The sequence below is a fragment of the Streptomyces sp. NPDC052016 genome (assembly GCF_044548445.1).
GTDB lineage: Bacteria > Actinomycetota > Actinomycetes > Streptomycetales > Streptomycetaceae > Streptomyces.
In genome coordinates, this window is sequence record NZ_JBIUBX010000017.1 from 46488 (window position 1) to 58868 (window position 12381).

The 12381-nt window shown below is 70.3% G+C and carries 10 protein-coding genes; 7 read left to right on the plus strand and 3 right to left on the minus strand.

The window, feature by feature from the left end; genetic code table 11:
• The first annotated feature begins 51 nt into the window (after nt 1-51).
• Entirely contained in the window at nt 52-480 is a 429-nt protein-coding gene (locus tag ACIHAR_RS21795; RefSeq protein ID WP_365470282.1) for a VOC family protein, read from the plus strand.
• Between the two features lie 53 nt (nt 481-533).
• Here ACIHAR_RS21795 and ACIHAR_RS21800 read toward each other — a convergent pair whose 3' ends face one another.
• The 3 genes from ACIHAR_RS21800 to ACIHAR_RS21810 all read right to left on the minus strand — a co-directional run bounded on the left by ACIHAR_RS21800 (nt 534) and on the right by ACIHAR_RS21810 (nt 3451).
• Nucleotides 534-1820, minus strand: coding sequence for an MFS transporter (locus ACIHAR_RS21800; RefSeq protein WP_400021148.1), 1287 nt, complete (start codon nt 1818-1820; stop codon nt 534-536).
• A gap of 130 nt (nt 1821-1950) precedes the next feature.
• Nucleotides 1951-2505, minus strand: coding sequence for a methylated-DNA--[protein]-cysteine S-methyltransferase (locus tag ACIHAR_RS21805; protein ID WP_400021150.1), 555 nt, complete (start codon nt 2503-2505; stop codon nt 1951-1953).
• A gap of 76 nt (nt 2506-2581) precedes the next feature.
• Nucleotides 2582-3451: a glycerophosphodiester phosphodiesterase gene (locus ACIHAR_RS21810; protein WP_400021152.1), complete on the minus strand. Its 870-nt coding sequence runs from the start codon at nt 3449-3451 to the stop codon at nt 2582-2584.
• A 275-nt stretch (nt 3452-3726) separates the two neighbouring features.
• Here ACIHAR_RS21810 and ACIHAR_RS21815 point away from each other — a divergent pair, with 275 nt between their 5' ends.
• The 6 genes from ACIHAR_RS21815 (at nt 3727) to ACIHAR_RS21840 (ending at nt 12229) form a co-directional block, all read left to right on the plus strand.
• Complete coding sequence (locus ACIHAR_RS21815; protein ID WP_400021154.1) at nt 3727-4599, plus strand: MHYT domain-containing protein; 873 nt, start codon at nt 3727-3729, stop codon at nt 4597-4599.
• A 40-nt stretch (nt 4600-4639) separates the two neighbouring features.
• Nucleotides 4640-6799: an excinuclease ABC subunit UvrB gene (gene uvrB / locus ACIHAR_RS21820; protein WP_400021156.1), complete on the plus strand. Its 2160-nt coding sequence runs from the start codon at nt 4640-4642 to the stop codon at nt 6797-6799.
• 154 nt (nt 6800-6953) lie between these two features.
• The gene (locus ACIHAR_RS21825; RefSeq protein ID WP_365470264.1) at nt 6954-7532 is read left to right on the plus strand and encodes a TerD family protein; all 579 of its coding nucleotides are present in this window, start codon (nt 6954-6956) and stop codon (nt 7530-7532) included.
• A 61-nt stretch (nt 7533-7593) separates the two neighbouring features.
• Nucleotides 7594-9618 carry a TerD family protein gene (locus tag ACIHAR_RS21830; RefSeq protein WP_400021159.1) on the plus strand — a complete coding sequence of 675 codons (2025 nt, stop codon included), beginning with the start codon at nt 7594-7596 and terminating at the stop codon, nt 9616-9618.
• Nucleotides 9619-9907: 289 nt separating this feature from the next.
• On the plus strand, nt 9908-10909 hold the full coding sequence (locus tag ACIHAR_RS21835; protein ID WP_400021161.1) for a TerC/Alx family metal homeostasis membrane protein: 1002 nt from the start codon (nt 9908-9910) through the stop codon (nt 10907-10909).
• Between the two features lie 219 nt (nt 10910-11128).
• A complete protein-coding gene (locus tag ACIHAR_RS21840) occupies nt 11129-12229 on the plus strand; it encodes a calcium:proton antiporter (protein WP_400021163.1) in 1101 nt (366 codons plus the stop codon).
• Nucleotides 12230-12381: the final 152 nt, after the last annotated feature.

Sequence of the window (12381 nt, forward strand, 5' to 3'; positions counted from 1 at the left end):
CACCCGGTCAAACCCTTGCGGCCTGTGGGGGACGACACGAGCCTGGAAGGCATGACGGACAACACGACACGTCTCGACCACGTCGTCCTGTGGGTGCGCGACCCGCTCGCCGCGGCCGCCTTCTACGAGAGGACCGTCGGCCTGGAACCCGTCCGTGTCTCCGAGTTCGCCGAGGGCCAGGCGCCGTTCCCGTCCGTACGCGTCAACGAGGACGCACTCCTCGACCTCATGCCGCTGACCACGGCGGAACGCATGACCATGCTCCCCGGGGCTGCGGACAGTGCGGGACACCCCGTGAACCACATCTGTCTCGCCCTGCCCCCGGCAGCCTTCGACGCGCTCGCCGGCCGCCTGGCCGACCACGGCGTCCCCGTGTCGGACGTCTCGCACGGCTCCTTCGGCGCCCGCGGCAGGGCGACCCGCAGCTTCTACTTCCGCGACCCGGACGGCAACGTCGTCGAGGTACGGCACTACGACTGATGCGTCCAACCTCTCCGACGCACCTCACGGGCGTGTCCCCGGCGCCCCGGCTGTCAGCCGCCGTCCCGTGCGCCTTCCGCCGGTCTGCCCCGCGTGAACAGGGCCAGTCCCGCCAGGGGCAGCAGCAGGCACGCCGCGGCCAGGTTCAGCCACGCGTAGCTCGCCTGGGCCACCACGAGTCCGGCGACCGCTCCTCCGATGCCCGCCGAGGCGTTCATGGTGAGGTCGGACAGGCCCTGCGCGGCGGCCCGCGCGGACTGCGGCACCGCGTCCGTGAGCATGGCGGAGCCGGACACCAGCCCGGCCGACCAGCCCAGTCCGAGCACGAAGAGGCCGACGGCGGTCTGGCCGTGCCGGTCGCCCGCGGTCCCGGCAAGGAACAGCGCACAGGCCAGCAGCCCCGCCGCGAGCCCGATCACCGACAGCCGTCCCACCCGGTCCGCCAGCCGCCCCATCAACGGTGAGAACGCGTACATGCCGGCGATGTGACCGCTGATGACCAGACCGATCAGATCGATACCCGCCCCGTGGTGGGCGAGGTCGACCGGGGTCATCGACATGACGGAGACCATCGCCGTGTGTGACACGGCCACCGTCACCAGTGCGAGCCGGGCACGGGGAGAGGCGAGGATCGCGTCCAGCCCCGCGCGCAGTGAACGGGCTCCGGGGGACCGCTCGTCCTCCGGAGCCAGCGCGCGGGCCGTCAGCAGGGGATCGGGGCGCAGCAGCACGGCCACCACGACCGCCGCCGTCAGGAAGATCACCGCCGCCCAGAGGAAGGGTCCCGCCGCCTCGGGTATCCCCAGCCCGGAGACGCTGCGGCCGGCGGGCGCGGCGATGTTCGGCCCCAGCACCGCGCCGAGGGTCGTCGCCCACACCACGTGCGAGATGGCCCGGGCCCGGCGCTGCGGCTCGGCCAGGTCGGCGGCCGCGAACCGCGCCTGGAGATTCGCCGACGAAGCCGCGCCGAACGCGGCCATGCCGCCCAGCAGCAGCGGAAAGCTTCCGACCCGCGCCGCCACCACGACCACACCGGCGCCGAGGGCGCCCACGAGGTACGCCAGCACCAGGCCGGGTCTGCGCCCGCGCGCGGTCATCAGCGCGGCCATCGGCATCGACAGCACGGCCGTACCGGCGACGGTCGCGGTGGGCGCGAGACCCGACAGCGCCTCAGTGCCGCTGACCTGTTGCGCGAGTACGGCGGCCAGCGCGATGCCGGTGGCGACACCGAGCCCGCCGAGGATCTGGCTCGCGACCAGCACGGCGGTCGTACGGCGTCGCAGGGCGGGCAGGTGGTCGGCGGTGACGGGCGGGTCGGGCGCCCGCTCGACGGCGGTCACGACGTACCCCGGACCCTGTCGGCGTCGCCGCACAGGATCGGTCCACGGTCGTGCCGACGGGTGAGGCGGGTGGTCATCGGCGCAGTCTCCCCTCTTCTGCCCTGCCTGCACAGGCCCCCGGGGCCGCGGCTCAGAACAGCGGCTCCGGCAGCACCCCTTCCAGGGCGAGCAGCTTCCGCTTGGTCTCCAGGCCGCCACCGAAGCCACCGATCCCGCCGTCGCTCTCCACGACCCGATGGCAGGGCACGACCACCGGCAGGGGATTGGCTCCCATCGCCACCCCCACGGCCTGCGCGGCACCCGGCTGCCCCACCCGCTTCGCCAGATCGCCGTAACCGACGACCGCCCCGTACGGGACGCCGGTGGCGAGCTCGCGCAGCACCTGCCGGTTGAAGCCGGAGATCAGAGACCAGTCCAGGGCCAGCTCGAAGTCGTGACGCTCACCCGCGAAGTAGGCCTCGACCTGACGTATCGCTTCGGCCAGCAGCGGGGAGCCGGGTGCCTCGACGGGCTCGGTGCCCAACCGGTCCGCGAGGCGGCCGAGCGCCCTGTCGCGCACCGTGTCGGTGGCGTGGAACACGATGTTGACCAGACCCTCGCGGGTCGCGGCCAGCAGCAGCGGACCGATGTCGGTGCCGACGACGGTCCACACGACCTGCTGCTCGTACTGCCCATGGCTGTCCATGCGCCCACGGTACGGGCTGCCACTGACAACGAAGCCCCGGCCGGCTGCGGCAGCGCGGAGGCCGTCCGCCCGGGCGTCAGGAGCGGGGCAGGGCCTGCCGCACCACGTCGGGCTTGTTGGTGATGACGCCGTCGACGCCGTACCCGGCCATGTTCCGGGCGACGGAGGCGTCGTCGACGGTCCAGACGAACACCTTCAGCGGTTTCCCGTGCGGCCCCGCGACCGCGTGCACCGCGGACACGTAACCCGGCGAGACGGACGCGTACGACGGGTTGATCAGATCGGCGAAGGCCGCGTACCGGGGAAGGTCCGTCTCGGACGGACGGCCCAGCAAGCCGGTCGTGACCGCCGGCTCGAGATCGTGCACGACCCGCAGACTGTCGGCGCTGAAACTCTGCACGATCAGCCGGCCGGTGACATGGCGCCGATCGAGCCAGCCCTCGTCGCTCAGCGCCTTGAGGGTGTCCCGCTCGATCCCCGGATACAGCTGCGGGTTCTTGATCTCCAGAAGCAGCTTCTGGTGGTGAAGCTCGACACGGCGGAGGTACTCCTTCAGCGTCGGCACGCGCGCGCCCGCGTGAGCGGGGCCGAACCAGCTGCCCGCGTCGAGCCGCGCGATCTCGGCCGCGGTGAAGTCCTTCACCTGCCAGGGGGCGCGCCCGGGGAAGACCTCCTCGACGTCGGTCGTCCGGCGGAGACTGTCGTCGTGGATCACCACGAGTTCACCGTCCCTGGTGCGCTGGACGTCGTTCTCCACCCAGCGGACGCCCAGGCGAGCCGCCCCGTCGACGGCGGCCAGGGTGTTCTCCGGGGCCTGTGCGGAAGCACCCCGGTGAGCGATGACCTCGGGCCGGTGGCCGGTGCCCCGCGCGTCGTGAACGGGGAGCAGAAAGGCGACGGCGCCCAGGAGCGCGGTGGTCATGACGGCGACTACGCGCGCGTACATGGGTACTCCTCGTGTCAGGGTGATCACGTACGGCTCCACTGTGACAGCAGACGGTCAACGGTGCCGCAGTGCAGGACGACCACAGAAGGAAAGGAGATGCCCAGGCCCTGTCACCGGTGCCGCACATGTGGGGCAGGGGCGTGTTTCTTTGCCGGAAAATCGTTCGACCATTCCGGTGGGAGTCATACTCTCTGCAGTCACCCCTGGCCGCTCGCGCCCTCCCGGAGAGGGCGCGTTTCAGGGAAATCAGCAACAGGGCGGAAGGGCAACCGCGCATGCACGGCACGGTCGACGGATTCAGCTACGGAATCGTCACACTGCTGGTGGCCTACCTCATGGCCTGCCTCGGTGGAGCCCTCGGCCTGCGTTGCACCACCAGAGCCCTGCTCGTCGCCCAGTCCTGGCGCCCCGGATGGCTCGCCCTCGGCTCCGCGGCGATCGGCTCCGGCATCTGGACCATGCACTTCATCGCCATGATGGGCTTCACGATCGACGGGGCCCCGATCCACTACGACAAACCGACCACCTACGCCAGCCTGGGCGTCGCCATCGTCATGGTCGGCATAGGGATCTTCATAGTGGGCTACAAGGGCGCCACCGGCACCGCACTGTTCACCGGGGGCACGATCACCGGCCTGGGCATCGCCTCGATGCACTACCTGGGCATGGCCGGGATGCGCTTCAACGGAAATCTGGAGTACAACACCCTGACCGTGGCCGTCTCCGTCGTCATAGCGATGGCCGCCGCCACCGCCGCCCTGTGGGTCACGGGCCAGGCCAGGGGATTCCTGTGGAGCGTGGGCGCGAGTCTGGTGATGGGGCTCGCCGTCGCCGGCATGCACTACACGGGCATGGCCGCCGTCAGCGTGCACCTGCACGCCACCGGCGAGCCGTCCCAGGGGGACTCTCCCGCCGGCCTGCTCGCGCCGCTGCTGATCGGTCCCCTCGCCTTTCTCTGCCTCGCGGGAGTCGTCGTCCTGTTCGACCCGCTGATGGCCATGGGCAAGCCCGACCGGACCCCCGTGGAGCACAAACCCGGCATCCCGGCCCACCCGCACACCCCCGGTACCCACCCCTCCCGCCGCGACCGGCTCCGCACCCGCCGCAAGGTGGCCCACCACGAGCCCAGGACCCCGCAGAACCGCTGATCGCACCCCGTTGTCAGTGGGGGGTCGTACGGTGGATGGCATGCGGCCCGTTTCCCAGATCGAACGCACGGTGGCGCCCTTCGAGGTCGTCAGTCCCTACCAGCCCAGCGGTGACCAGCCGACGGCCATCGCCGAGCTGGCCCAGCGCGTCGAGGCAGGTGAGAAGGACGTCGTCCTGCTGGGCGCGACCGGCACCGGCAAGTCCGCCACCACCGCGTGGATGATCGAGAAGCTCCAGCGCCCCACGCTCGTGATGGCGCCGAACAAGACGCTGGCCGCCCAGCTGGCGAACGAGTTCCGCGAGCTGCTGCCGAACAACGCGGTCGAGTACTTCGTCTCGTACTACGACTACTACCAGCCCGAGGCGTACGTCCCGCAGTCGGACACCTACATCGAGAAGGACTCCTCGATCAACGAGGAGGTGGAGCGGCTGCGGCACTCGGCGACCAACTCGCTGCTCACCCGCCGCGACGTCGTCGTGGTCGCCTCGGTCTCCTGCATCTACGGCCTGGGCACCCCGCAGGAGTACGTGGACCGCATGGTCCCCCTCAAGGTCGGTGAGGAGATCGACCGCGACGACCTGCTGCGTCGCTTCGTGGACATCCAGTACACGCGCAACGACATGGCGTTCACCCGCGGCACGTTCCGGGTGCGCGGCGACACCATCGAGATCTTCCCGGTCTACGAAGAGCTGGCCGTCCGCATCGAGATGTTCGGCGACGAGATCGAGGCCCTGTCCACCCTCCATCCCCTCACCGGCGAGATCGTCAGCGACGACCAGCAGCTGTACGTCTTCCCGGCCTCCCACTACATCGCCGGCCCCGAGCGCCTGGAGCGGGCCGTCAACGACATCGAGAAGGAGCTGGGCGAGCGGCTGGCCGAGCTGGAGAAGCAGGGCAAGCTCCTGGAGGCCCAGCGCCTGCGCATGCGCACCACGTACGACATCGAGATGCTCCGCCAGATCGGCACCTGCTCCGGCGTGGAGAACTACTCGATGCACTTCGACGGCCGTTCGCCCGGCTCCCCGCCGAACACCCTGCTCGACTACTTCCCGGACGACTTCCTGCTCGTCATCGACGAGTCCCACGTCACCGTCCCGCAGATCGGAGCCATGTACGAAGGTGACGCCTCCCGCAAGCGCACCCTCGTCGACCACGGCTTCCGCCTGCCCTCCGCCCTGGACAACCGTCCCCTGAAGTGGGAGGAGTTCCAGGAGCGCATCGGGCAGACCGTCTACCTGTCGGCGACGCCCGGCAAGTACGAGCTCTCGCGTGGCGACGGCGTCGTGGAGCAGATCATCCGCCCCACCGGCCTCGTCGACCCCGAGGTCGTGGTCAAGCCCACCGAGGGCCAGATCGACGACCTGGTGCACGAGATCCGCACGCGCGTCGAGAGGGACGAGCGCGTCCTGGTCACCACGCTCACCAAGAAGATGGCGGAGGACCTCACCGACTACTTCCTGGAGCTCGGTATCCAGGTCCGCTACCTGCACAGCGACGTCGACACGCTGCGCCGCATCGAGCTGCTGCGCGAACTGCGCGCCGGTGAGTTCGACGTCCTGGTCGGCATCAACCTCCTGCGCGAGGGCCTCGACCTGCCCGAGGTGTCCCTGGTCGCGATCCTCGACGCCGACAAGGAGGGTTTCCTGCGCTCCGGCACCTCGCTGATCCAGACCATCGGCCGCGCGGCGCGCAACGTCTCCGGTCAGGTCCACATGTACGCCGACAAGATCACCCCTGGCATGGAGCGGGCGATCGAGGAGACCAACCGGCGCCGGGAGAAGCAGATCGCCTACAACACGGCGAACGGCATCGACCCGCAGCCGCTGCGCAAGAAGATCAACGACATCGTCGCGCAGATCGCCCGCGAGGAGGTCGACACCGAGCAGCTCCTCGGCTCGGGCTACCGAGCGAAGAAGGACGGACGGGGCACCAAGGCTCCCGTGCCTTCCCTGGGCGACAAGGCGGCCAAGGGCGCGAAGCCGGCCAAGTCCGCCGCCAAGTCCGCCAAGGGGAAGGCCAAGGAGACGGTTCCGACGGACCGCCCCGCGGCTGAACTCGCCGAGCAGATCGAGGAGATGACGGCGCGCATGAGGGCCGCCGCGGCGGACCTCCAGTTCGAGGTCGCCGCCCGGCTGCGTGACGAGGTCTCCGAGATGAAGAAGGAACTGCGCCAGATGAAGGAGGCCGGCCTGGCCTGACGGACCAGGCGAGCCCCGGGCGCCGTACGCACTGTGTTGCAAGAACGACACAAAGTCCGGGCATGGGTACGGCGTTGTCAGTGCCCTTGCGTAGGGTTTTCGTCAACCGCGGGGTCCGCGGCAACAGGGGACAGTTCGAGAGGGGAATCAGCGCGTGACCGTCAACATGACCAAGGGTCAGGCCATCAGTCTGCAGAAGAACGACGGAGGCAGCCTGACCGCGGTGCGCATGGGTCTCGGCTGGCAGGCGGCCCCCCGGCGCGGCCTGTTCGGCTCCCGCACCCGGGAGATCGACCTCGACGCCTCCGCCGTCCTGTTCGCGGACAAGCAGCCGGTCGACGTCGTCTTCTTCCGCCACCTGGTGAGCGACGACGGCTCCGTCCGGCACACCGGTGACAACCTCGTCGGCGGTGTCGGCCAGGGCGGCGACGACGAGGCGATCCTCGTCGACCTGGCCCGCGTCCCGGTCCACATCGACCAGATCGTCTTCACCGTGAACTCCTTCACGGGCCAGACGTTCCAGGAGGTGCAGAACGCGTTCTGCCGTCTGGTCGACGAGACCAACGGCCAGGAGCTCGCCCGCTACACGCTCGCCGGCGGCGGCGCGTACACGGCCCAGATCATGGCCAAGGTGCACCGCGTGGGCGGCGGCTGGAGCATGACGGCCCTGGGCGCCCAGGCCAACGGCCGCACCTTCCAGGACCTGATGCCCGCCATCCTGCCGGTGCTGTAGGCCCACCGGGGGCGGAGCGCTACACGACAACGTCACACGCGACACAGGGGGACGACAGGCGATGACGGCCGAGCTGGTGCGGGGGCAGAACCACCCGCTCTCCCAGGCCCGCCTCGAGATCAGGGTCTCGGCCGGCACGCCGATCGTGGCCGGTGCCACGCTCAGCGACGAGAGCGGCAGGATCCACGGCGTGGAATGGGTGGCCCACCCGGGCGCTCCCACCCTGCCCGGCCTCGAGGTCTCCCGGCAGGCGGCCGCCGATCACCGCCTGGCGGTGGACCTGGACGCCGTCGCGGCGGCCGTGCACCGCGTCAGCATCCTGCTGGCCGTGCCCACGGGCGTCGGGGGACCGGTCACCTTCGGCTCCCTCGCGGCCCCCTTCGTCGCGGTCACCGGCCTCGACGGCACCGAGGTCGCCAGCTACACCATCACCGGCCTGGACGCCGAGTCGGCCGTCGTCGCCCTGGAGCTGTACCGGCGCCAGGGCGCCTGGAAGGTGCGCGCGGTCGGCCAGGGTTACGCCGGGGGTCTCGCCGACCTCCTCACCGACCAGGGCCTGCCACAGGCGCACCAGCTCGCGACCCACATCAACGAGGCCGTGGTCCGGGGTCTCGCCCGCTCCGTGCCGGCCCCACCACCGCGCACGGCGGACGGCGACCGCTCCCGGCAGGCGGCGGCCTCCACTCTCGGCCAGGACCAGAGCGGCTCGCCGTACGGCGTGCAGGGCGCCGCAGGGCCGTACACAGCCGTCCCGAGCCCGGCCGCGCAGACGTCGGGGACCTCGGAGAGCGGAGCGGCCTACCCCACAGATTCCCCGCCGGCGGATCCGTCGGCGACCACACAGGCGACGACTCCGGCGGCGCCCACCGCCGGCGGCCCGATCGACTACAGCCACCCGCGCCGCCGGAACACGACCCCGCCGCCCCCGCCCACCGCGCCCCGGGCCCAGCCCGGGCAGCCCGTCGCCGGGGACGCGACCGGCTGGTCCATGGAGGAGCGCCTCTACAACCAGGTCTGGGGCATGTTCGAGGACCTGGCCCGCACCACGGCGGCCTACCGCAGCGCCGTCGACTTCGCCGACACGCGCATGGAGAGGGAACTCGACGAGGTCCTCTCCGACCCGCGCAGCCGCATCGGCGGTCAGGGCGACGCCGCCCGGGAGAAGGCCCGCGCCAAGCACACGCAGCTCGTCGACCAGGCCCGGCAGGCCCTGGACCGTGACCTCGCGCAGCTCACCGCCGAGGCCGACGTCGTCGAACCCGCGCTGCCACCGGCGTACGCCCGCTGGGACAGCCCTGTCTGGCACGCCTACCGCGTCCCCATGGAGATGCCCATGGCCCTGCGGCTGGGGGACCTGCATGTGTCGGAGAGCGACCGGCTGCGCATCCCGATGCTGATCCGACTCCCGCTGGAGCGCGGCCTGTGGATCGACAGCGGCCGGACGGGGTCGTCCGACGGCTCCTTCGCCGACTCCCACGAGCTACGGCGCCTCGCCATGGAATCGGCGGTGGCGCACACGGCCCGACTGCTGGCGGTGCATCCCGCGGGCGAGTTCACGGTGCACGTCATCGACCCGGCCGGTTCGGGCGCGCAGGCGCTCGCGCCGCTGGTGCAGACCGGTGTACTCGCGACTCCGCCCGCCGTCGGCGCGGCCGGTGTGGCGGACGTCCTGAGCCGGCTTACCCAGCGTGTCGACCTGGTGCAGATGGCCGTGCGCGGGGGCGCGGCCGACTCGCTCCCGCCCGGTTTCGACACGTCCCAGCAACTCCTGGTCGTCAACGACTTCCCGCACGGCTTCGACGACCGTGCGGTGAACCAACTCCGCTACCTCGCGGACGAGGGCCCCACCGTCGGTGTCCATTTGATGATGGTCGCCGACCGTGAGGACGCCGATGGTTACGGTCCGTTGCTGGATCCGCTGTGGCGTGGGCTGATGCGCCTGACGCCGCTGCCCGACGACCACCTCGCCGACCCCTGGGTCGGACACGCCTGGACCTACGAGCCGGCGCTCGTTCCCCCGGGCAGCCAGGTGCTCCAGCGTGTCCTCACCGAGGTTGCCACGGCCCGCCGTTCGTGGCGGGGGTGACCTGCTCACCCGTTTCGCCAAGCACGCGTAAAGGTGCCCTGACCAGCTGCTTTGGTCTTTCTTTTGCCAACTGCTTTACCAATCCTTGGTGATTGGGGTACTGTCTTTCGTACGGAGGGGAGTACTCCCTGTCTGCTGCGGCGTACCCGTCAATACGGATCTGACCAGATCCCGGGGCGTCGGCCCGTGTGGTCCCGCGCGCAAGCTGCGTGCCGGAACCCGGGGTGGAAGAGACCTCCGGCAGCGCGACGACGCTGATTACCTGCCGTTACGTACTGCCGGAGGCGCAGTGGATGTTTCCACGACCCTGTGGGTCCTGACCATCGTGGGCCTTGCCGCCCTCATCGCGGTCGACTTCTTCATCGGCCGCAAGCCACACGACGTTTCGATCAAGGAAGCCGGCATCTGGACCGGTGTCTGGATCGCTCTCGCCGGGCTCTTCGGGCTCGGCCTGCTGATCTTCGGCGGAGGTCAGCCCGCCGGTGAGTTCTTCGCCGGCTTCATCACCGAGAAGTCGCTCAGTGTCGACAACCTCTTCGTCTTCGTCCTGATCATGGCGAAGTTCGCGGTCCCGTCGCAGTACCAGCAGCGGGTGCTGCTCGTCGGCGTTCTCATAGCCCTGGTCCTGCGCGCCATCTTCATCGCCGCGGGCGCCGCGATCATCGCCAGCTTCTCGTGGGTGTTCTACCTCTTCGGCGCCTTCCTGATCTGGACCGCCTGGAAGCTCATCAAGGAGGCCCGGGCCGAGGAGGAGGACGAGGAGTACGAGGAGAACAAGCTGCTCAAGGCCGCCGAGCGCAAGTTCGGTGTCGCCGACCGCTACCACGGCACCAAGCTCTGGATCGAGCAGAACGGCAAGCGGGTCATGACCCCGATGCTGGTCGTCATGCTCGCGATCGGCACCACCGACGTGCTGTTCGCCCTCGACTCGATCCCCGCGATCTTCGGCCTGACGCAGGACCCGTACATCGTCTTCACGGCCAACGCGTTCGCGCTGATGGGTCTGCGGCAGCTGTACTTCCTCATCGGCGGTCTGCTGAAGAAGCTGATCCACCTCAGCTACGGCCTGTCGATCATCCTGGGCTTCATCGGCGTCAAGCTGGTGCTGCACGCGCTGCACGAGTCCGGGGTGCACGTCCCGGAGATCAGCATCCCGGTCTCGCTCGGCGTCATCTGCTCCGTCCTGATTGTCACCACGATCACCAGCCTGCGAGCCACGCGGAAGCAGGCGGCGGCCGAGGAGGCGCAGACCGGGAACGAAGGCGCTTCGAAGGACGCGATCGACGTCTGACACGGACGACGTAGCGACATCCCTCACCGGAAGCGGTGGTCGGCGGATTGCCGGTCACCGCTTCCGGCGCTTCGCTGTGCGGCGGGGTTCCCGCCGGGGACGCCACGACCGGGTGGGGAGGGGACCGTGGGCGCATCTACGACGGAGCGGCCGCTCCGGTGAAGGGACGGCGGTGCGGGCCGGAATGCGAAGCGAGTATCGCTCTGCGACGATCGCTGCATGGTTGCTCGGCCCAGGTCGCTCATCATCCGGTGGACGTCCCTCGTGCCGGCACTCGCGGTGCTCCTGCTGGTCCTCACCTGGGGCCGTGACCTGCCCGGCGTGGTCGTCGCTCTGGTGACCATGGTCCTCGCGGGAGCCGTCCTGGCCGCCGTCCACCACGCGGAGGTCGTCGCCCACCGGGTCGGCGAACCGTTCGGCTCCCTGGTGCTCGCGGTAGCCGTGGCGATCATCGAGGTGGCTCTGATCGTCACGTTGATGGCGGACGGCGGCGACAAGAGCGCGACACTCGCCAGGGACACGGTCTTCGCCGCGGTGATGATCACCTGCAACGGCATCGTGGGCCTGTGCCTCCTCGTCGCCTCGCTGCGCCACGGCACGGCGATCTTCAATCCGGAGGGCACCGGCGCCGCCCTGGCGACCGTAGCGACCCTGGCCACGCTCAGCCTGGTCCTGCCGACCTTCACCACCAGCAAGCCGGGACCCGAGTTCTCCACCTTCCAGCTCACTTTCGCCGCGTTGTCCTCGCTGATCCTCTACGGCCTGTTCGTGGCGACGCAGACCATCCGGCACCGTGACTACTTCCTGCCGATCACCCGGCAGGGCGACGTGATCTCCGCCGACGAGCACGCCCACGCGCCGTCCACCCGGACCGCCCTGTTCAGTCTCGGGCTGCTCGGCATGGCCCTGCTGGGCGTGGTCGGCCTCGCCAAGGGCGTATCGCCCACGATCGAGTCCGGAGTGGAGGCCGCCGGCCTGCACCACGCCGTCGTCGGTGTGATCATCGCGATGCTCGTGCTGCTTCCCGAGACCATCGCCGCGCTGCGCTCCGCGCGCCGCGACCGGGTGCAGACCAGCCTGAACCTCGCACTCGGCTCCGCGATGGCCAGCATCGGCCTGACCATCCCCGCCGTCGCCCTGGCCTCGATCTGGCTCTCCGGCCCACTCGTCCTGGGGCTCGGCGCCACCCACATGGTGCTGCTCGCCCTGACCGTCGTGGTGGCCTCCCTGACGGTGGTGCCGGGGAGGGCCACGCCGCTCCAGGGCGGGGTGCATCTGGTGCTGCTCGCGGCGTACCTGGAGTTGGCGATCAACCCGTAGTCCGTCCCGCATCCGGCACCCCGCTGCTGCCCCCGCCTGCCGTTCGTCACCCCGCGGCTGCCATCGCTCTGCCGTTCATCAGCCCGCGGTCGCCTCCAGGACCGGGGCGGCCGTGGTCTGCGGGGCGTACGCGGCGCGGCGCAGCCGCTCAG

What these genes read in the sequence shown, in the direction of transcription:
- ACIHAR_RS21795 (WP_365470282.1), top strand. Translation starts at nt 52, where the DNA reads ATGACGGACAACACGACACGTCTCGACCACGTCGTCCTGTGGGTGCGC.
- ACIHAR_RS21805 (WP_400021150.1), bottom strand. Translation starts at nt 2,505, where the DNA reads ATGGACAGCCATGGGCAGTACGAGCAGCAGGTCGTGTGGACCGTCGTC.
- ACIHAR_RS21810 (WP_400021152.1), bottom strand. Translation starts at nt 3,451, where the DNA reads ATGTACGCGCGCGTAGTCGCCGTCATGACCACCGCGCTCCTGGGCGCC.
- ACIHAR_RS21815 (WP_400021154.1), top strand. Translation starts at nt 3,727, where the DNA reads ATGCACGGCACGGTCGACGGATTCAGCTACGGAATCGTCACACTGCTG.
- uvrB (WP_400021156.1), top strand. Translation starts at nt 4,640, where the DNA reads ATGCGGCCCGTTTCCCAGATCGAACGCACGGTGGCGCCCTTCGAGGTC.
- ACIHAR_RS21830 (WP_400021159.1), top strand. Translation starts at nt 7,594, where the DNA reads ATGACGGCCGAGCTGGTGCGGGGGCAGAACCACCCGCTCTCCCAGGCC.
- ACIHAR_RS21840 (WP_400021163.1), top strand. Translation starts at nt 11,129, where the DNA reads ATGGTTGCTCGGCCCAGGTCGCTCATCATCCGGTGGACGTCCCTCGTG.